This is a genomic window from Microcoleus sp. FACHB-SPT15 (assembly GCF_014849525.1).
GTDB lineage: Bacteria > Cyanobacteriota > Cyanobacteriia > Cyanobacteriales > Coleofasciculaceae > Symplocastrum > Symplocastrum torsivum.
Genome location: NZ_JACJNU010000070.1, coordinates 188,552 through 207,880, shown reverse-complemented (window position 1 = coordinate 207,880; position 19,329 = coordinate 188,552). Strand labels below are relative to the sequence as shown.

Genomic DNA, 19,329 nt, shown 5'->3' with positions numbered 1-19,329 from the left:
CCTTCTGCCCTCTGACTTGAAAATAAAGATTTTCATTCATGGCTGTGAAATTTTTTCATCGGGACTGCCTTCTTGTACTAGCTACCCTCGCTTCGCCTCATAATAGTATTTGGAACGTTTATTAAGTAAAGTAACAATGCCAAAAGCAATCTGGAATGGTGCAGTTCTCGCCGAGAGCGACAAGTGCGAAGTTGTGGAAGGGAACCAATATTTCCCGCCCGACTCGATCAATAAGCAGTATTTTCAAGAAAGCAGTACCCACACTAGCTGTCCTTGGAAAGGACAAGCCAGTTATTACACCATCGAAGTGGATGGGCAACAGAACAAGGATGCTGCCTGGTATTACCCAACGGCAAAAGACAAGGCGAAGAACATTGAAGGCTATATCGCTTTCTGGAAAGGGGTAAAAGTCGAGGTATAGCGAATACTTTAGTTAGTTGAGTCGCTGTTGGATGGAAGTAAGTCTGCCTAGGCAGACTTATTTTGTTTTATCTGGCACTTGTTTTAATCGCGTCAATCAGCTTTTTTCGGTAATTTTCCTCTTCGCTGCTAGCGCTGGAGTCGGTTCTAGCAATCGCTTTACTGACGTTGATTTCGTTAGTAAGCAGGGTATTGAGGATATCTAGCTGAGCGTCAAGAATTTTTGGGTGTTGCTCGTACCAAGAAGCGATCGCTTCTGATATCTTTTCTTCATCATCGGGAAGAGTAGCGGCAAGTTTATCTAAGCTTGCCCGATGTTGAGCCGAAAAAAGCGATCGCTGATTTTTCAACAACTGAATAAAGGCTTCGATGTTCTGTTCATGGAATGACATGGCTGGACTCTTTCAAACTTTTTGATTTTATTGCAAGACTTGAGATTCTACCCCCGTTTGACACCGTTTACATCGAGTGAGGAACTAGCACGATAAGGCTCTTGCTACAGCCGGTAGTTGAGTATACACACTCTAAACGCGACACCTCCAGACTTCCATCACAAGAGGGATGTTCAGCCTTTCCCGATGTTTAACCATCAGGTTAGAGAATCGAAGGAGAAAAAGCCGATGCAACTGGCAGAAAGAGTCGCGTTAATCACGGGTGCCGGTTCCGGCATTGGCAAGGCAGCCGCACTGCTGCTGGCGAAAGAAGGTGCAAAAATTGCGGCGCTGGGTAGAACGGAGGATGAACTCCAAGAAACCGTTACTCAGATAAAAGATGCTGGTGGGGAAGCCATTCCCGTAGGGGCTGATATCTCACAACCTGATGAGATGCAACAAGCGGTTCAAAAGATTGTGAATCAATGGGGGCGTCTTGATATTGTCTTTGCCAACGCTGGGATTAATGGCGTTTGGGCACCTTTGGAGGAACTGGAACCTGATGAGTGGGACAAGACAATCAACGTCAATCTCAAAGGAACATTTTTGACTGTCAAGTATGCCGTGCCGTATCTAAAAAAACAGGGTGGCTCAGTTATTGTGACATCGTCCGTCAACGGGACTCGCATCTTCAGCAATACGGGGGCTACGGCTTATTCCTGTACCAAAGCGGCTCAGGTAGCCTTTACTAAAATGGTTGCTCTGGAACTTGCAGAACACCGCGTCCGTGTTAACGTTGTTTGCCCAGGAGCAATTACAACGAATATTGAAGAAAGTACTGAGCAACGAGATTTAGACGAGATTCGCGAACCTGTGGAATTTCCTGAAGGAAAAATTCCGTTAACGGACGGCAAACCGGGTTCATCTGAACAAGTAGCACAGCTAGTGTTATTTTTAGCCTCGGATGCTTCTAGCCACATCACGGGAACAGAAATGTGGATTGATGGTGGTGAGTCCCTGCTGATGGGGTGAAGCAGGAAGCTTTTAGCTGTTGAGCATTATGAAGAAATAGATTTTGGGCGATCGCTTAATGAGAAAGCGATCGTTCTGTGTCTGTCTGGGGGTAGAAGCGATCGCCCTCCGGAAGGCTGAGGGCATTAATGTTAAGAAGTAGTTAGGGTTGTTAAAAGTTCTTAACATTATCTGCACCCCAGAATCCCATATGAAACGTATCAACGGTATCTCCAAGATCGTTCTCGTTGGACTCGTGAGTTTGAGCAGTGTCGCTGCGTTATCTGCTTGTAGCCAAAATACACCAGAGGCTAATGTCAGCCAATCACCTGTTGCTGAAGCTCCTGAGGCACCTCCGGCAAATAGTCCAGCCGTTACAGCCTCTCCTGATGCCGCAGCGAGCGGAACAATTGTAGAGTTAGCATCTACCAATGATTCCTTTAAAACGTTCACTAAAGCCGTTGAAGCCGCCGATTTAACTGAAACGCTATCAGCACAAGGACCTTATACAGTCTTTGCTCCAACTGATGCTGCGTTTGAAGCTTTGCCAGATGGGGTAGTAGACAACTTGTTGAAGCCGGAAAACAAAGATCAGTTGGTGCAGCTTCTGACTTACCATGTGGTACCGGGTGAAGTGACTTCTAGCCAAATCAAGCCTGGAGAAGTAGTCACTGTTGAGGGAACACCCGTCAACATTCAGGTGGATAGCGCCAGTAGTGCCGTTAAAGTGAATGATGCAACAGTGACTCAGCCAGATATTGAGGCAAGCAATGGTGTTATCCACGCTGTTGACAAAGTGATTCTGCCTCCTCAAACCTAAGCAGGTCTTTGATTGTGAGAACTTAAGCTTCATTAACCAGGACGGCAGCGTTTAAGCAGGGCGTTGTCGTCTTTTGACTTAAGTTCATATAATGCTCAAGTTTTTGCTATGATAGCCAAGGCGATGTTCGCGGATGTGGCGGAATTGGCAGACGCGCTAGATTTAGGTTCTAGTACCGCAAGGTGTGAAGGTTCAAGTCCTTTCATCCGCATGTAAGACTGAGTAAATAAAATTTGTAGTGTTTTTGTAGTATATTTGTACTACAAAGGAGAGATTTTTGTCTAATTTAAGCAGCTAGTGTCAAGGCTAAAGCCTTTGCTGTACGAGGGTTTGACCGGGACAACAAGTATTTAAACGCGACAAATAGCTCTTTAATGTACACGAGATTTTCAAGAGCAATTGCTTAAAAAGAAGCGATCGCCTTTTACTTAGATGGTTTGTGAGAGGAGGGTCTAGCCATGGCATAATCCTCTCATCCTGCGTTTCCTGCCTCTCACCAGGCACATTGAATAGCCATTGGCTTAGGTAGTGGGTTGGTCTGGATTTGGCGGTTTGCGATCGGGACTCGGAGTCGGACCGCAACTAACAATACTCTCCGGATTCGCACTTTCAGCGATAACGGAGGTAACTAAACTGAACGCGGTTAGTAGTCCCACGATTGATAAAATACTGAGTTTCATGGTTAAAAACCTCCATGGGTTCCAAATACTTCAGGCAATTAGAGGTTAACTGATGAAGGAAACAAATCCTCCACCAGCTACTTTTGATATAGCGGAGGAGGGTATTGAGCAAGTCTAAAGCCAAAATCGTGCGAACCGATAGAGCTAAGCCTTTTAGCGATTCCAAACTGCAATTTAAATGCACAACAACTTATCTGACTGACAAACTGCTCGTAAATAGCATTTTGTTACTATGCAGCCTTTTCTGGACCAGTCGCTACTGGTAAGTCCGGCTGAGAACTATACTCAGTCCACGAGCCTTCGTAGATTCTCACTTTGGGATAACCTAGCAAGTGTTTAAGGACGACATATTGTAGCGTTGCTTCGCGTCCCGTGCTGCACGTCACAATGATGTCTTGGTCTGGACTAATCCTTCGGTCAGTTAACAGCTTCTGAATTTCGCTTAAGGGTTTCAACTGGTGAAAATTACCTTCATCGGTAGCTGCGTTTCCGACGGTAAAGGTAGGCCAAGGAAGATTTTTTGCGCCTGGAATATGCCCGTTGCGGACCCAAATGTTTTCCTCACCCTGGAATACCTTTGGCGGTCTGGGGTCGATGAAGGTGACTCCAGGTTTGCCAATCAAGCTTTTCACTTCATTTAGAGTTACCCGAATCGAACTGTTATCTCGTAGCGTTAGTTTCCCTTGCTTGTAGTTAGGAAATTCTTTGGTTACAGGTTGACTGGCTTCATACCCTGCAAAGCCACCATCGAGTACTGCTACCTCCTTTGTATGTCCCAATCGTTCTAGAGCGTAGGCGACCATTGTTGCGCCTAAGACATCTCGCCCATCGGAGTAGATTAATACGCGACTATTGTCTGTCACTCCAGCTTGGGATAATGTCTGCACTATTTTCTCTGGTTGCCAATACTGCACGGGAAGAACACCATTCGGTCCCCGCAGGGTATTTTCAGCAAGGTGAACTGCGTTGGGAATGTGTCCAATGAAGTAGTCAAATGGATTAATTCGGACATCAAGGATACGAAGATTGGGGTCATTGGCATTAGCGGTAACCCAGTCTGGCGAGACAAATTGAATTTTAGGTGAAGTCTGAGCGGCTGTTGGTGAAAACGGTAGCAGTGGTATTGCGATCGCTAACAATGAGGCAAGAAGTACCAAAAACTTTGCCTTTGTCCTAATAAATTTTCCTTTGATGGATTTCTTTCTCATGCTTTTCCTCCTAAAAAAAACTGAGTGATGGGTTTAAATGCCAAAGACTTAAATCCTTCTTGCGCCGCCTGTTGTAATCGAGTGGGAGTAACTTACCCAGTACCGCTCGGTTGATTGCTCACGCTTTTAGCATTTTCCTCAGTTAATCACCTATCCCTACCGATTTAACGTAGTTTAGAGGAATGACAATCAAAAGTCTAGTCCCGACTGAGGTTTGTCCCCTAACGGGTTAAAGACTTTTATCAAGGCTAAATATAGTACATAGAATTCAACTGGCTGTCGTCTCGTTTTTGTCGCAAATCCTGTGCACAATGGCTGTTGAATGCGATCGTCTATCCTCTGAGTCGAAGGGCAATCGCGGATATGGATGGGAGTACGATCGCTCAATGTAAAATCGAGCAGCAAAGATTTCTAGAGAATCATGACTCATACCCTCAGCACTCAACATCTTTCCCCAGAAGCGATCGCTCAGCTTCTTAATTATTTGCCTGATTACATAAAAGCTGCCCTTTTGGAGAAGTCTACTGAACTGGAATGCTCCCTTGAAGCTACGATCGAAATGGCGATCGCCACAGAAATGAGGGCGAGATCGCTCATTCCCTCCCAATTCCAACAACACTTGCCACCTCTCGATTTGAGAAGTCTAACTGCTGTTCGGGCGATCGCTAATCTACTCTCTGTGCTGGCTCCTCTATATTGTCCTTAGCTGCTGGATTAGGAGAAACAATAAGAACCCTACGCCCAATCTGATCCACTAGCTCACTTTTAGAACTTAGCCCCAACTCTGCCCGTGCAAGCGAAACCAGTAGGAATTCAAGTCGTTCAAAGTAAATACGATTTTTGCAATTTGCGCTTCGCCACCCTCATGCGTAGGGTGGCTTTAGTTCAACCATTTCTCCTGACTCAGGTAAACTAACAACCAACAACTCTTAAGACTTCTAGTGCTTGTAGAACATTTGCCGCAGGTGCCGTCCAACCGATAATCCCGCCTTGAGCAGTCATCATTGCCAGTGTCGATTGTTTAAATTCTGGAAAATAGCTTTCAGTTGCATCTTCAACCATAAGGCACTCAAAACCGCGATCATTTGCCTCCCGCATAGTAGTCTGAACACAAACTTCTGTTGTTACTCCCGTTATCAACAGGTGAGTGATTCCCTGTTTGTGTAGCAAGGCTTCTAAATTTGTCTGGTAAAAGGCACCTTTCCCTGGTTTAGTAATTACTGTTTCACCAGGTAGGGGTTCTAATTCTGGAATGATTCCATTCCCTGGTTCACCAAAAACTAAAATCCTTCCCATTGGCCCTGTATCCCCAATTTTTAGGGCGCTTTGCCCTCGATTCCGCTTTGACGGTGGACAATCGGATAAATCAGGTTGATGGCATTCAATCGTGTGAAAGATTGGGAGTTGTTTAGCCCGAAAGGCTTCTAACAACTGCTTGAGAGTTGGAACAATTGCCTGGAGTCGCGTTACATCATTGCCCAAAGCATCGCCAAAGCCTCCTGCTTCGAGAAAATCTCGCTGCATATCAATGATGATTAACGCTAAAGCCCCATTAAGAGGGAGTTCATAACTATAGGGTTGAGCAGAGATTGAAACCATTGTTGTGGTTAAAGGATATCTAAAAAGTATCAAAGAGTGTTCGATCCCCCTAAATTCCCCTTTTTAAGGGGGACTTTGAACAGCTCGGTTCCCCCCTTAAAAAAGGGGACTAGGGGGGATCGTCATTTTAGTTGTTGGTTGTTAGTGGTTTCACAACTGGTGATGGAAATCGGTTTTTCCCAAATTGCCAGGACAATACAACCGTCTTGGCTAATAACCTTGTGGTTACTACTTGGTGGGTTAATTACAAGGGTTCCTACTTGGTGTTCACCATTTTGATCAGTTTGTGAACCAGACAAAATGAAGATGTGTTCAAAACCTATATGGTCATGTTGGGGGACACTTGCTCCGGGTTGATAGCGTAATAATGCAGCGGCTGCACCTTTTTCTCCATCTTTATAGAGTCGGTAGATATCAACCCCAGTACGGAAAGGTTCCCAGGATAATTCATCTTGCCGTACTGCGATATTGAGTAAGTCTTTGAGAATTAAAACTTGTTGCATTAGTGTCCTGCCATACTGCGTCCAATCGTGGCAAAATCAGCATTACTTGTCGCACTTTCATAAACAAACTTGCCATCGCTAATTACTAAAATTCGATCAGCGAGTTTCAGCAATTCATCCAAATCTTCGCTTACAAGTAATACGGCAACGCCTCGGTTTCGTGCTTCAACAATCTGAGTGTGAATGAACTCTACCGCCGCAAAATCTAGACCAAAGCAAGGGTTAGCTGCAATCAATAGCTGAATGTACTCGGCAGAGAGTTCCCGTGCTAGGACAGCACGTTGCACATTGCCTCCTGAAAGGTTACCAATTGGTGTTTCTGTTGAAGGTGTTTTCACTGAAAATCGAGCAATCAAACCTTGAGCCATCTGTCGCATTGCCTGGAACATCAGTAGCAATCCTTTGGCTTGGGGGGGACGGTCAAATGTCCGCAGTGCCATGTTTTCAGCAACACTCATGTGCGCTACACAGGCATTGCGTAGGGGTTCTTCCGGTAGGGCGAAAATGCGATGCCGATACATTTGCGATCGCGTTGCGGTATAAACTTCACCATTAACCAACATCTGTCCTACTGTTGCCGGACGTTGCCCTGCTAGTACTTCCACCAGTTCCCGCTGACCATTACCAGAAATCCCCGCAATACCAACAATTTCGCCACTGTGGACGGTCAAGTTTACGCCGGAAACAGCCTCTAAACCATTGTCTTTGTTGGCATGGATGCTTTGAATTTCTAGGACAGGACTTGTGGCTTTGAGTTTAGTTTTTTCAACCTGTTTTGGCTCCCGTTTCTCTCCCATCATCATCTCAGACATATCTGATACGGTGAGATCTTTTACCAAACCACGACCTGCAAATTTGCCCTTTCGTAGCACCGTAATTTCATCACAGAATGCCATCACTTCTCGGAATTTGTGGCTGATGATTAATACACTCAACCGTCCCGCCGTTACCTCTTGACGAAGTAAGCCTAAGACTTCATCTGCTTCTTGTGGGGTAAGGACAGAAGTTGGTTCATCCAAAATTAAAATGCGGACTTTGAGATAAATTTGTTTAAGAATTTCTAGCTTTTGCTTTTGCCCTGCGGCTAATTGAGCAATTGGAACATCTAGAGGAACTTGAAAAGGAGCCGTTTGCATAAAGGCATTTAACTGCTCGTATTCCTGTTTCCAGTTAATTAGATTGGGGCTATCGAAGCGAGACAACACAAGGTTTTCCGCGACGGTCATCGCTGGAACTGAGGTAAAGTGCTGGTAAACCATGCCGATGCCATATTGGTGAGCATCACGAGGACTATTGATGTTGCGTACTTGTTGATCAATCAGCACCTGACCTGAGGTAGGGGTGTAGAAACCCATGATGCACTTCACTAAGGTACTTTTACCAGCTCCATTTTCTCCAAGTAAGGCGTGAAAGGTTCCTGGCTTCAGTGTCATTGACACATTATCTAAGGCGGTGAAGGTACCAAATTGCTTGGTCATGTTCACCACTTCTAGTTCTAATGGCTTATCTATCTGTATAGGAGTGCTGGCTGTTATGGTGTTCATCTGGTTGTCAGTAGTTTGTTGTTTGTTGGTTCTGCTTTTTGGTCACTAATAACTAACAGTTCAAAACTATTGTTGTAAGGTGGAGAACGTCTGACTTCTGCTCATGGGCGACTCGAAGCTAGCTGAGTGCTGACCGCTGATGGCCCAGAGCTATGAACTGCTTCAATAAAAGCGTTTGAGTCGGCAACGGCTCCAAAAACACCTCCTTGCATTTTGATCATTTTGAGGGCGGCGAGGTAGTTGCCGTAGTCGGTTGCGGCGGTGCAGTCGGATAGCAGTAGGCATTCGTAACCTCTATCGTTGGCATCGCGCATGGTGGTGTGGACGCAGACATCGGTTGTAACACCAGTCAGGATGATGTTTTGGATGCTTTTCCTCTTTAGGATTAGGTCTAAGTCTGTGGCGTAGAATGAGCCTTTTCCAGGTTTGTCGATGATGATTTCTCCGGGGAGGGGGGCGAGTTCGGGGATGATTTCCCAGCCCATTTCACCGCGTACTAGGATTTTGCCGCAGGGGCCGGGGTCGCCAATGCCTGCTCCGATTTGACGCGATCGCCATTGTTTGTTTTCTGGTAAGTCGGAGAGATCGGGGCGGTGTCCTTCGCGGGTGTGGATTATGGGGAAGCCTTTTGCTCTTGCTATTTCTAGTACTCGCTGGATTGGTTCGATGGGGGCGCGAGTTAGGGAGAGGTCGTAACCCATTTTGTCAACATAGCCACCGTGTCCGCAGAAATCGACTTGCATGTCGATGATTAGTAGAGCTGTGTTTTCTGGACGTAAGTCTCCGTTGTAGGGGTAAGGATAAGGTTCGGCTTCAATGAAACGTCCCATAGTTGACCTCTGTAGGTAGTGAATAAGTTTTAGGTAAGGTTTAACTAACTTGCTTTCTAATGGTTTGTTGGTATTTGTGGTTGCTGGAAAAAACCCGGATTGGGGGGAGGTTCCCCCCCCAAACCCCCCCACTGGGGGACGGAGTGCCTCCCCCAGACCCACTGCACAAGGTTTTTTTGCGGGTGAATAGAAGATTTTTTGGGTTATTGCAAGGGTTTGGGAATGTGGGTGAGGTTGGGGAACAGGAGTACATAAACATTGCGATGAAAATCCCTCTCCCCTAACAGCTAACACCTACCACCTATTTTCAGATTAGATATCAGCGGATCGCATTTGATACGCGATCGCTCGTCGGGAGTTCTTCTCCTTGGTATTCTCTTGTGGGTGCTGGGAAGCCGCAGGAGGTGCCGTCGGTGTGGACTACTTGGTCTTCCCACGGTAGTCGGTAGCAGCCATTGACTAAATCTTTCATATATGTATAGGGGCAGTCTTGGGCACCACCTTTGACGGCGACGTATCCTCGATGACCAAATTGGTAGATGTTGTTTTCTACGCTCCAGAGATGCCGTGCTTCTTGGACTAGTTTGGGTCGGATTTCTGCTGTGACGATTTCATTGGGGCGACTGCTACCTGTGACAATTGGGGTGCCGTCAAAGTTGACAATCATACCTTCACCCATTGAGTCGAAGGTGCCGTCAGTGCCGCACATACATACGGAAGCGGTGTACATTAAGTTGCAGAAGGCGTTGGTTTGGTTAGTGATTTTCCAGCTATGACGGATGGGTGCGGTGTAGCCTGCTGTGCGGAGCATGATGTCTGCGCCTTTGTAGGCACATTCTCGTGCCATTTCTGGGAACATTCCGTCGTGGCAGATGATTAGGGCTAGGGTGCTGCCGTTCGGTCCTTCGCAGACAGGGATGCCGAGATTACCGGGTTCCCAGGGTTCTACGGGTACCCAAGGATGGAGTTTGCGGTAGTAGAGTTTTAGTTCGCCTTTGTCATCAATGATGATGCCGCTGTTGTAGGGGTTGCCATGAGGATTGAACTCCATGATTGAGAAGCAGCCCCAGATTTGGTTATCTCGGCAAGCTTTTTGGAATGCCTGGACTTCTACTCCATCTAGGCGACACATGATTTCTGGATTGGTGTCCATCGACAGACCATGCAGGGCATATTCTGGGAAGACGACTAAATCCATTGTTGGGAGATTGCGTCTTGCTTTGGCAACCATGGTGCAAATGCGATCGCATTGTGCGGCTAAGTCGTCGGGAGTAACTACATTCGGCAGTTGCAATTGCACTAAACCGATGACGACACCATCGGGTGATTTATTTAAACCGCCTAGTCCACTCATGTTTTACCTCTTCTATGTCTGAGCCAAGGGTGATGATTGTTTTGCTTCCAGTGATTCAATGTAGGCACGCCAGCCACCCCATTGGGTAATCTCTTGCTTGTTTTCACAAGCGATTGGTTCTCCTAAAACTCCCAATACGATTTCGCCATCAGCGAGGCGAACCTTGCCAATACTCAGTCCTGGTGGTTCTTGCATCAAGATTGCGGCAAGTCCGGCTGCTGGAACTAGCCAGATTTCAACAGCGATCGCAACTCCTCCACTTGAAACCCTTATCATTGCTGGGTAGCGGTCATCAATTGACCAAAGTCGATAAGCGGGTTCTGTGGTTGCCTCACGCCCAAAAATCGCGCCTACGGCTAGAAGGTTACCGTTGAGTTCCAAGCCGTGCATTAATGTCCCGTTGACTGCAAGCTTTAATGTATCTGTCATTGTTTTGTTGTTTGTTGACTGTCCACCGTTGACTACTAATGATGAACAATTAATTTTTGAAAGAAGTCTGGTGATTAACAAAGAACAATCAAGAACAACAGACTACTGACTACTGAGTAGTTCCCAAAGCACCTGGGACACCGGAAAGGGTTCGCTTTGGGGAGCAGGTGATAATCATGATCGCTAGTGTCAGGATGTAGGGTGCAGCATTAAATAAGTAGTAGTAAGAGTCTACGCCGACAGATTGGAGAGCGGGACCAAGTGCTTGAGCGCCACCAAATAGTAATGAGGCATAGAGGCATTGCATGGGATTCCAATGGGCAAAGATGACTAACGCTACTGCCATTAGTCCTTGTCCACTGGAGATGCGTTCGCTCCAGATACCGGGATAGTAGAGGGAAAGTGAAGCCCCACCAATTCCGGCTAAACAGCTTCCGGCGATAATGCAGAGCATCCGTACTCGTTTGATCGAGACTCCCATTGCCATAGCTGCCTCAGGACTATCCCCAACAGCACGGATAAATAAGCCCCAGCGAGTTGATTTGAAAAACCACGCCAGCAAAGGTGCGATCGCAACACCGAGTAAGAAAAGTGGGCTAATTTTTAAAGCCGATTCCAAAGCTGGCATACTACTCCATCCCCCCAAATCAATCGTAGGAAGTTGTGGGGCTTTGGGTTGGATAAAGGGTTTCCCGAAGAAGAAGGCAATCCCACTACCAAAGATAATCATGGCGATGCCGACAGCGACATCGTTAACTTTGGGTTGTTGAGTAAGCCATGCATGGATGAAGCCTAAAACCATACCTGATAGTCCAGCAACGATGACTCCTAGCCAAGGGGAACCTGTTAGGTAAGAAATGGCATAGGCACTCATTGCCCCAGTTAGCAGTGTTCCTTCTAATCCAAGGTTAATTTTGCCGCTTTTCTCAGTTAGGCATTCTCCTAGGGAGACGAAAAGAAAGGGGGTGCCGCCCCGCATCGTTCCGGCTGCGATCGCTAGGGGTACACCCCACCAGCCTAGTGCTTCTGTTGCCACTTGATTCCTCCTTTGTTGGTTGTTAGTTGTTGGTTATTGATTGTTGGAAAGAATGCAATTTCGTCGTGCTAAAAACAAAAAACTAACAACGTCTTTAGACTGTTACGGCTGATGGCTGGCTGCTGACGGTTATGGCTGGTTCTTTGAAGATTGCGAAGCGTCCGTAGAGTGATTCGCTATACATGACGACTAAGAAAACTAGTCCTTGGAATACTAGGACGGTGGCATCTGGGAGTTGATGCGATCGCTGCAAGATTCCCCCACTGGTGAGGATACCACCCATCAAAATCGCAACTAATGTGGCAGCTAGGGGGTTATGTCGGGCGATGAAGGCAACTAAAATTCCGCTGTAGCCGTAGTTGGCGTTGAGGGATTCATTAGCGCGTCCATGTACGGCGGCTACTTCCACCATGCCTGCTAAACCAGCACAGGAACCTGCGAGGAAGCAGATTGCCATTGTAAGTTTGCCAACAGGGAGTCCGGCGATTCGGGCGGCACGGATGTTGCCTCCGGCGGTGCGGGCGGCAAAGCCAAAGGTGGTACGTTGGATGAGGAAGTAGGCGATGATACAGGCAATTAAGCCATAGATCAGTCCGTAGTGAACGCGGGTGCCTGGAAGGGTTCCCAGCATATTGACCTCGGCAAGCGGGTAGCTAGAGGGTTTGTTGAGGGAACTGGGATCGCGCATTGGGCCACCAACTAGATGGTTCAAAAGAGCGATCGCAATATAGTTCAACAGCAAACTACTAATGGTTTCATTGACTCCCCTATAGTGACGCAATGCACCTACAGCACCAATCCACAATCCCCCGCAGATGATACCAGCCAGCGCCATTGCAAGCTGGACAACTAAGGGAGGAGCGTTACCAAAGGCAAGTCCCATGGCAACTGCACCAATTCCCCCAATCACCAGTGCGCCTTCATTCCCAATAATAATCAAGCCCAAACGAGCAGGAAGTGCTGTACACAGGGAAGTCAGCATCAACGGTGCTGCCCGAATCAGAGTATTTTGAAAGGCACGCCAACTACCAAATGCTGCTTTGTAAATCGAGGCATAAACCCCAAACGGGTTCGCACCCACCGCTGCACAAAACACACCAAATAGAACTAGGGAAAAGAAGAGCGCCGCCAGTGGAATACAAATAGCCTCTAACGTTCTACGCCAGTTGTGACGGTTAATCATAAAGCAAACACCCAATAACTAACAACAAACAACCAACCACAAACAACTAAACCTTTCCGACGACTCCTTCTGCCAGCCAATTCATTTTTTCGAGTTCAGTATCTTGCTGTTTGAAACTCTTACCAGCAGGAATAACAACTTTGCCCGCGTTATCTTTCAGCGCACCTTGGTAAATCACTATGGTGTCATCCATAAACTTGGCTTTCACCCCATCAGCCCCCTTTTGTGCTGCTTGGGCGACGGCTGAACCATAGGGCGACATCTTTAAAAAGCCTTCCTTCAACCCGCCTCGAACTATGTTCGGGATGCCACCATTCATCAAGGTTTTGCCAGCTTTAATCATTTCGGCGTACTCAGAGTAAACTTTTGTCCAGTCCCACTCGGCACCTGTCAGATACCCTTTGGGTGCTAGCGTCGCTTGATTAGCGTGATAGCCACTACTGAAAATCCCCCGTTTCTCTGCTGTTTCAATCACAACTTTCGGGCTGTCTACGTGGCAAGTGAGAATATCAATTCCTTGGTCAGCCATACTATTAGCTGCCTCTGCTTCTTTAACAGGCAACGCCCAGTCTCCGGTGAAGATGACTTGTGTGGTGATTTCTGGCTTCACGGTACGGGCACCAAGGGTGAAGCTGTTGATATTCCGTAAGACTTGGGGAATGGGCTTAGCTGCGATAAAGCCTAACTTGCCAGTCTTGGTTGTGTGTCCGGCGACGATACCTGCCACGTACTGAGCTTCATCAATGTAGCCAAAGTAACTCCCGACATTTTTTGGCATTCCTTCCTGGTAGAGTCCACCACAGTGGAAAAACTGCACTTCGGGATACTCCCTAGCCAGTTCCAGAATGTGAGGGTCGAAGTAGCCGAAGGAGGTAGGAAACAATACAGTTGCTCCATCTTCCTCGATCATGTTCCGCATTGCTTCCTGAACTTCAGTGGTTTCCGGAACACTGGCTTGCTCGACAATTTTTACTCCAGGAATCTTCGCAACACCTGCTGCCCCTTCGGCATGAGCTTGGTTGTAGCCATAGTCATCTTTTGCCCCTACATAGAGAAACCCCATGATCAGTTCACCCTCTCCACCTGCCCCAGCACCAGCTTGACTTCCGGTTGATGAACTGCATCCTGTGCCAAATTTTGAGGTTACTCCAAAGGCTGTGGTGGCGAGGATGCCACGGATGACTTGACGACGGGATAAGTGCAAATACCTTCTCGTACTCACTAGTAGACTCTCCTTGCGACTGACCGTTATCTGTTATTGACTAACCACCGACCACTAGTTGCTTTTGCCTATATCAAGTTGCTCAAACAGCGCACCTAGGTACGGACTACCAGATCAAAGCTGACGGCTGATAGCTGATAACTGAGTGCTACTTAGTATCAGCTTTGGTTTAAAGAAAGATTAGCAGTGTCCTTCAATTTCCAGGGTTCTCAAAGGTGCGATAAAGGTTCGATAAAAGTTCGACAATAATCAGGGCAAAGTCCTCAGAATGTCATCTAAGTAACAGTAGGCGGTTTTCCGAAACCTGTACGATACACGTCTAATCAAGTTTTGCAAGTGTCTAGAGAACTAAGATTGAGACTGGCTGAGGGTAGGGAGTGTAAGGGTAAACAAAATTCTGTTGTGTCTTGTGTAGCTAGTTGAATGCTTGGATAGGGCTAGTGTTTACTGATGAATACTGAAGATGCACTCTTAATAGTTGAGAAAACTTTAAGCGAAGAACGTTTGAGCAAGCTGCAAGTGACAGTGTTTCGTCATGCTTGGGAAGAACAGTCTTATCAGGCGATCGCAAAAAACTCTGGCTATGAGGTGGGTTATGTCAAGCAAACAGGCTCCCAACTTTGGCAGTTACTCTCTCAAGCATTTGGCGAAAAGGTAACTAAGAGTAATGTTCAGTTAGTCCTCAAGCGAAAGGTTCGGGATGGAGGGCTGGGGACTGGGAAAGAGGAAGCAGAGATACAAAGGCAGGGGAATACAAAAAGTTTTTCAACAACACTCTGCACGTCATCTTCTTCCCAATCCCCAATCCCTACCCGCACCGATTGGGGTGATGCAACTGATGTCTCAACCTTCTATGGACGTACAGAAGAACTAGCGAAACTGGAACAATGGGTATGTTGCGATCGCTGCCGAGTTGTTGGTTTATTCGGTATGGGTGGAATCGGCAAAACGTCTTTATCGGTAAAGCTAGCCAAACAGATTCAGGGGGAATTTGAGTATGTGATTTGGCGAAGTCTCCGTAATGCGCCACCTGTTTTAGAACTCCTCGCTGATCTCATCCAGTTTCTTTCCAATCAACAGGAAACTGATTTACCAAACACCCTTGATGGTCGCATCTTGCGTCTCCTAAATTACTTACGCTCCTACCGTTGCTTACTTGTCTTTGATAACGGAGAGACAATCATGCAACCAGGTGACTGCAATGGTGGCTATCAACCTGGGTATGAAGGTTATGGTCAGCTCTTAAAGTGTATTGGGGAAACGAATCATCAAAGTACGCTCGTACTCACTAGTCGCGAGAAACCCAGATGTCTTGCCGCTGAAGAAGGGGAGACACTGCCAGTGCGATCGCTTCGTCTTACTGGTTTACCAGCGAGTGTGGGACAGGAAATTTTTAGCCTCAAAGGGAATTTTTCTGGTTCTGCGAACGACTGGAAAATTTTAACTCAACACTATGCAGGTAACCCGCTTGCTTTAAAAATGGTAGCGGGGGCAATTAAGGATTTCTTTGATGGCAGCATTAGCAAGTTTCTTGAGGTGCTTGGGCAGGGTACCTCGGTTTTTGGGGATATTCGGGATTTGCTGGCGCGTCAGATTGACCGTTTATCAGATCTAGAGCAGCAGGTGATGTATTGGCTGGCGATTGATCGAGAGCCAGTTACATTATCAGAATTGCGGGCAGATTTTGTTCCACAGGTGTCTCTTGCTGACTTACTAGAGGCGTTAACCTCCCTAGAAAGGCGATGTCTCATTGACAAAGCGATGCCTACGCTTATTGAAAAGAGTCAGACCCTTTTCACTCTGCAACCTGTTGTCATGGAATACATGACTGAGGGCTTGATTTGGCACGTTTGTAGAGAGATAGGGAATTGGGAATGGCGACAGGGAAAGCTTCATCCTCGCTTGTTCAAGACCCATGCTTTAATTAAGGCTCAGGCAAAAGATTATATTCGGGACACTCAAACTCGCCTAATTCTCAAGCCTGTTTTGGATAGATTGCTTGATACCTATAGCCAAGAGAACCTTGAGGAGCTATTTCGGCAAATCCTCTCTCAGTTACGCCGGAAGTCTCCCCAGGAAACAGGTTACGTTGGCGGGAATATTCTCAACCTGCTTTGCAAGCTCTCATCAAACCTGAGTGGTTGGGATTTTTCCCATCTTACAGTTTGGCAAGCTTACCTGGGTCGAACTGAACTCCATCAAGTTAATTTTGCTCATGCCAATCTAGCTAAGTCGGTTTTTACACAAACGTTTAGTCAAATCTTATCTATTGCCTTTAGTCCCGATGGCAAGTTGTTAGCAACGGGTGATGTCAATCATGAAATTCACGTTTGGCAAGTGGCTGATGGGAAACAACTACTGACTTGTAAGGTTGATGAGGGATGGATTTGGTCTGTTGCCTTTAGTCCAAATGGTCGCTTTTTGGCAAGCAGTGCCAACCGCACGGTGAATTTATGGGATGTCCAAACTGGGCAATGTGTACTAACGCTACAAGGATTTTGCGATCGCGTTTTTTCCCTTGCCTTTAGTCCTGATGGTTTTCTTCTCGCTAGTGGTAGTGAAGACCACTTGGTCAGGATTTGGGATATTAAAACAGGTGAACTCAAAAGTGTTTTATGGGGACACACTGATGAAGTCCGTTCTGTAGCATTTGCTCCCGAATACTCTGCAAGAGGAACATACAAGAATCTCTCTGGCAAAAATCAGATGCCCCTTAGTAAGGGGGGAGTTAAGATTCAGCATCACACAGGTTATCTTCTTGCTAGCGGCAGTTACGACCACACAGTTAAACTTTGGGACGTTAATACAGGTGAATGCTTAGAAACTCTTGCAGAACATACGGACTGGATATGGTCGATTGGCTTTAGTCCTGATGGTCGCACGCTGGCAAGTGGTAGTCGCGATCGCACGGTGAAACTTTGGGATGTTAGCCAAGGGAAGTGCGTCAAATCTCTAAAAGGACACTCTGGACAAATCCGAACGGTTGCCTTTAGCCCCGATGGACAAACCCTTGCTAGTGGCAGTGATGACCAATCGGTATGCCTTTGGAATTACCACACGGGTGAAGTATTGAGAGTCCTGAGAGGGCATACAAGTTGGATTTCCTCAGTTGCTTTTAGTCCTGATAACTACCTTTTAGCCAGTAGTAGCGAAGACCAATCTGTGCGGTTATGGGAGACGCGCAGCAACCTCTGTATTAAAACCTTGCAGGGACACAGTAATGGAGTTTGGTCGCTTGCTTTCAACCCTCAAGGCACGACTCTAGCCAGTGGTAGTCAAGACAGGCTAATTCGATTGTGGGATATTAATACAGGACAGTATCTTGGCGGCTTACAAGGACATAGGAGTTGGATTTGGTCGGTGGTGTTTAGTCCAGATGGTAAAGTCCTTGCTAGTGGTAGCGAAGACCACACGCTCAAATTATGGAATGCTTACACGGGACAATGTCTGCAAACGCTGAGAGGACATAAAGATGCGGTGTTTTCTGTCATCTTCAGCCCAGATGGACAAACCCTCTATACGGGTAGCCTCGATGGAACCATCAAATTTTGGAATACTCGCACAGGTCAATGTCACTACACCTGCACTGGACACAATGGTGGAGTTTGGTCAATTGCTCTTAGTCTAGATGGGCAACTGCTTGCTAGTAGTAGTCAAGACCAAACCATCAAGCTTTGGGATGTCCACACGGGTCAATGTGTAAGAACGTTATTAGGACATAGAAGTTGGATTCGCACTTGTGCGATTAGTCCAGACAAGCATTTCCTCATTAGTGGCAGTGCTGATGGAATGGTGAAGCTTTGGCATTTGAATACGGGAGAATGCTACCAAACCTTGGAGGCACACACCGGTCCTGTGTTGTCAGTCGTTTTCAATCCCGATGGACAAACTTTTGCAAGTAGCGGTGCAGATGCGGTGGTGAAACTTTGGGATATTTCACACTCCGCTTGCGCTGGTAGTGGTGCGGCTAGGCTGGATTCCTGTGAAACGTTGAGGGATTATGCGATCGCACAGCGCTATCAAGTTCTGCAAGGACATGATAAATGGGTGAGATTCCTTGCCTTTAGTCCAGATGGTAACGTCCTCGCTAGTTGTAGCCAAGATGAAACTATTAAGTTATGGCAAAAATCTCCTCAAGATTCTACAACTGGTGCAAACAAGTGTATCAAAACACTGCAAGTCCCTCGACCTTATGAAGGGATGAATATTACAGGTGTTGTTGGCTTAACAGAAGCTCAACAGTCCACACTAAAGATGTTGGGTGCTGTTGAGAATAACCTCTTTTCTCCGTTTCATTATTAAGTTTTTGGGCGTTTTTCTCCAACAACAAAATTAGAGGGATCGTTATCCGTCTGATATAGCAAAAGGCAGAGGGCAGAAGGCAGAAGGCAGAAGGGAAAAGATTGAGGGGTCAAGGTCCCAGTATTTTGTGAGCGTCCTAATGATCTTGACGACTGCTATACTAATTATTCCTCACGGTTCTCAAATTTAATCCCCTCATAAATTTCGCTCAACTGAATTTGGAACTCTAATGCAGAAAGCGATAATACCGTCTCTGCCGATTCATACTCTGTTAACAGCCACTTGCCCTCAGAGGTTTTAGCAAAATGTTTAACGTTAACCTTGTACTGGTCAATTAAAACATATTCTCTAAACTCAGGAATGGAGCGATAATAATCAAACTTATCCCCTTGGTCGTAATTCTTTGTACTTTTTGACAAAACCTCAACTATCATCAAAGGGTTAGTAACGGTATCGTTGCGGTTTTCCAGAAGAACTGGTTCTCCTTCAATGACCATGACATCTGGATAAGTATAGATACGATAACGTGGTATCCACAAACGTAAATCACCGATAAAGACTTTGTAATTTTTCCCTCTCAAAGCAAACTTTAAGTGAGCGTAAACGTTACCAGCAATATCATTATGGTTAGGTGTACCGCCAGTCATAGGAACTATCTCGCCATCAATGTATTCACTTTTGTTTTCAGCCGTTTCCTCTAATTCCAAATATTCTTCTGGCGTGTAATAACGTTGTTGTGTCTGTGTTACCATTACTTAAATCCTCAACTACTTCTATTCTTACTATTAAATATAGATAAATAAAAGGGTAACGCTTT

The 19,329-nt window shown here is 46.3% G+C and carries 19 protein-coding genes and 1 tRNA gene; 6 read left to right on the top strand and 14 right to left on the bottom strand.

Annotation, left to right across the window (positions count from 1 at the left end):
• Window positions 1–136 precede the first annotated feature (136 nt).
• Window positions 137–421 carry a DUF427 domain-containing protein gene (locus H6F98_RS31180; protein ID WP_192222614.1) on the top strand — a complete coding sequence of 95 codons (285 nt, stop codon included), beginning with the start codon at window positions 137–139 and terminating at the stop codon, window positions 419–421.
• A gap of 67 nt (window positions 422–488) precedes the next feature.
• Here H6F98_RS31180 and H6F98_RS31175 read toward each other — a convergent pair whose 3' ends face one another.
• Window positions 489–812 (bottom strand): hypothetical protein, encoded by a 324-nt coding sequence (locus tag H6F98_RS31175; protein ID WP_192222613.1) that lies wholly within the window; start codon window positions 810–812, stop codon window positions 489–491.
• A gap of 186 nt (window positions 813–998) precedes the next feature.
• On the opposite strand from H6F98_RS31175, the gene H6F98_RS31170 reads away from it, so the two are divergent.
• Entirely contained in the window at window positions 999–1,823 is an 825-nt protein-coding gene (locus tag H6F98_RS31170) for an SDR family NAD(P)-dependent oxidoreductase (RefSeq protein WP_242058779.1), read from the top strand.
• 12 nt (window positions 1,824–1,835) lie between these two features.
• Here H6F98_RS31170 and H6F98_RS31165 read toward each other — a convergent pair whose 3' ends face one another.
• The gene (locus tag H6F98_RS31165) at window positions 1,836–1,991 is read right to left on the bottom strand and encodes a hypothetical protein (protein ID WP_192222612.1); all 156 of its coding nucleotides are present in this window, start codon (window positions 1,989–1,991) and stop codon (window positions 1,836–1,838) included.
• Between the two features lie 22 nt (window positions 1,992–2,013).
• Here H6F98_RS31165 and H6F98_RS31160 point away from each other — a divergent pair, with 22 nt between their 5' ends.
• Together H6F98_RS31160 and H6F98_RS31155 are read left to right on the top strand one after the other, a co-directional pair.
• On the top strand, window positions 2,014–2,622 hold the full coding sequence (locus H6F98_RS31160) for a fasciclin domain-containing protein (protein ID WP_192222611.1): 609 nt from the start codon (window positions 2,014–2,016) through the stop codon (window positions 2,620–2,622).
• Window positions 2,623–2,751: 129 nt separating this feature from the next.
• Window positions 2,752–2,833 (top strand) — tRNA-Leu (locus H6F98_RS31155).
• Window positions 2,834–3,143: 310 nt separating this feature from the next.
• On the opposite strand, the gene H6F98_RS31150 is transcribed toward H6F98_RS31155, so the two are convergent.
• Together H6F98_RS31150 and H6F98_RS31145 are read right to left on the bottom strand one after the other, a co-directional pair.
• Window positions 3,144–3,302: a hypothetical protein gene (locus H6F98_RS31150; protein WP_192222610.1), complete on the bottom strand. Its 159-nt coding sequence runs from the start codon at window positions 3,300–3,302 to the stop codon at window positions 3,144–3,146.
• Between the two features lie 230 nt (window positions 3,303–3,532).
• Window positions 3,533–4,510 carry a sulfurtransferase gene (locus tag H6F98_RS31145; RefSeq protein ID WP_192222609.1) on the bottom strand — a complete coding sequence of 326 codons (978 nt, stop codon included), beginning with the start codon at window positions 4,508–4,510 and terminating at the stop codon, window positions 3,533–3,535.
• A 421-nt stretch (window positions 4,511–4,931) separates the two neighbouring features.
• On the opposite strand from H6F98_RS31145, the gene H6F98_RS31140 reads away from it, so the two are divergent.
• Complete coding sequence (locus H6F98_RS31140) at window positions 4,932–5,216, top strand: hypothetical protein (RefSeq protein WP_192222767.1); 285 nt, start codon at window positions 4,932–4,934, stop codon at window positions 5,214–5,216.
• Between the two features lie 206 nt (window positions 5,217–5,422).
• On the opposite strand, the gene H6F98_RS31135 is transcribed toward H6F98_RS31140, so the two are convergent.
• From H6F98_RS31135 to H6F98_RS31095, 9 genes are all read right to left on the bottom strand, one after another.
• Window positions 5,423–6,109 carry a cysteine hydrolase family protein gene (locus tag H6F98_RS31135; RefSeq protein WP_192222608.1) on the bottom strand — a complete coding sequence of 229 codons (687 nt, stop codon included), beginning with the start codon at window positions 6,107–6,109 and terminating at the stop codon, window positions 5,423–5,425.
• Window positions 6,110–6,231: 122 nt separating this feature from the next.
• The gene (locus H6F98_RS31130) at window positions 6,232–6,612 is read right to left on the bottom strand and encodes a cupin domain-containing protein (RefSeq protein ID WP_192222607.1); all 381 of its coding nucleotides are present in this window, start codon (window positions 6,610–6,612) and stop codon (window positions 6,232–6,234) included.
• Window positions 6,612–8,156, bottom strand: coding sequence for an ABC transporter ATP-binding protein (locus tag H6F98_RS31125; protein WP_192222606.1), 1,545 nt, complete (start codon window positions 8,154–8,156; stop codon window positions 6,612–6,614). Before H6F98_RS31125 ends, H6F98_RS31130 begins: the two co-directional genes overlap by 1 nt.
• A 101-nt stretch (window positions 8,157–8,257) precedes the next feature.
• A complete protein-coding gene (locus H6F98_RS31120) occupies window positions 8,258–8,986 on the bottom strand; it encodes a cysteine hydrolase family protein (RefSeq protein ID WP_192222605.1) in 729 nt (242 codons plus the stop codon).
• Window positions 8,987–9,305: 319 nt separating this feature from the next.
• A complete protein-coding gene (locus tag H6F98_RS31115; RefSeq protein WP_192222604.1) occupies window positions 9,306–10,340 on the bottom strand; it encodes a formamidase in 1,035 nt (344 codons plus the stop codon).
• A gap of 12 nt (window positions 10,341–10,352) precedes the next feature.
• Window positions 10,353–10,769 (bottom strand): gamma-glutamylcyclotransferase, encoded by a 417-nt coding sequence (locus H6F98_RS31110; RefSeq protein ID WP_192222603.1) that lies wholly within the window; start codon window positions 10,767–10,769, stop codon window positions 10,353–10,355.
• 109 nt (window positions 10,770–10,878) lie between these two features.
• Window positions 10,879–11,805: an ABC transporter permease gene (locus H6F98_RS31105; protein ID WP_192222602.1), complete on the bottom strand. Its 927-nt coding sequence runs from the start codon at window positions 11,803–11,805 to the stop codon at window positions 10,879–10,881.
• 94 nt (window positions 11,806–11,899) lie between these two features.
• Complete coding sequence (locus H6F98_RS31100; protein WP_192222601.1) at window positions 11,900–12,988, bottom strand: ABC transporter permease; 1,089 nt, start codon at window positions 12,986–12,988, stop codon at window positions 11,900–11,902.
• Window positions 12,989–13,034: 46 nt separating this feature from the next.
• On the bottom strand, window positions 13,035–14,210 hold the full coding sequence (locus H6F98_RS31095) for a BMP family ABC transporter substrate-binding protein (protein WP_192222600.1): 1,176 nt from the start codon (window positions 14,208–14,210) through the stop codon (window positions 13,035–13,037).
• A 450-nt stretch (window positions 14,211–14,660) separates the two neighbouring features.
• On the opposite strand from H6F98_RS31095, the gene H6F98_RS31090 reads away from it, so the two are divergent.
• Window positions 14,661–18,512 carry an NB-ARC domain-containing protein gene (locus H6F98_RS31090; RefSeq protein WP_192222599.1) on the top strand — a complete coding sequence of 1,284 codons (3,852 nt, stop codon included), beginning with the start codon at window positions 14,661–14,663 and terminating at the stop codon, window positions 18,510–18,512.
• Window positions 18,513–18,676: 164 nt separating this feature from the next.
• On the opposite strand, the gene H6F98_RS31085 is transcribed toward H6F98_RS31090, so the two are convergent.
• Entirely contained in the window at window positions 18,677–19,264 is a 588-nt protein-coding gene (locus H6F98_RS31085) for a Uma2 family endonuclease (protein ID WP_192222598.1), read from the bottom strand.
• Window positions 19,265–19,329 lie beyond the last annotated feature (65 nt).